Source organism: Brasilonema octagenarum UFV-OR1, assembly GCF_963888615.1.
In the GTDB taxonomy this organism is placed as follows: Bacteria; Cyanobacteriota; Cyanobacteriia; order Cyanobacteriales; family Nostocaceae; genus Brasilonema; species Brasilonema sennae.
Window position 1 is genome coordinate 1 of record NZ_CAWPKW010000128.1, and the last position, 584, is coordinate 584.

1 protein-coding gene is annotated in these 584 nt (G+C 42.0%); it reads left to right on the forward strand.

Annotation, left to right across the window (positions count from 1 at the left end):
• Positions 1-165 precede the first annotated feature (165 nt).
• A partial coding sequence (locus AC5590_RS08955; RefSeq protein WP_169269051.1) for a GntR family transcriptional regulator occupies positions 166-584 on the forward strand: 419 nt, incomplete at its 3' end.

Below are 584 nucleotides of genomic sequence, written 5' to 3' on the forward strand. Positions count from 1 at the left end.
GACTGTTCACCATCTCGTAGTGTTGTATCAAAGATAATGACTCGGTCTGGTTGAGATTGAATGCTCATACTGTCTCCCGTGGTATCAATAAAGGGATTGTTAGACATCTTTTGAATATTGTATACAAAAAATTGTATACAATATAAATTATGAACTTAATAAATTATGAACTTAAATGATCTAGCAGCCAATGTGCTGCAACAACAACGCAGTACCCCAGATTTGATTGCAGACGCTTTGCGAGAAGCGATCGTGCGGGGAATTTTTCAGGAAGGACAATCCCTCAGACAAGATGAAATTGCCACTCAGTTTGGAGTCAGCCGCATTCCTGTGCGCGAAGCTTTACGTCAGCTTGAAGCTGAAGGATTGGTGAAGCTGCATCTCAATCGGGGAGCAACGGTATCAGCACTTTCTCCAACAGAAGCGCAAGAAATCTTCGAGATTAGGAGTGCATTGGAGGTGAAAGCAATTCAACTGGCAATTCCCAAGCTAACTGCAGCAGATTTAGAAAAAGCCACTGTCATTTTAAAACAGACAGACCAGACAACTGACGCAGGAATACTCGCAAAACTAAACTGGGAATT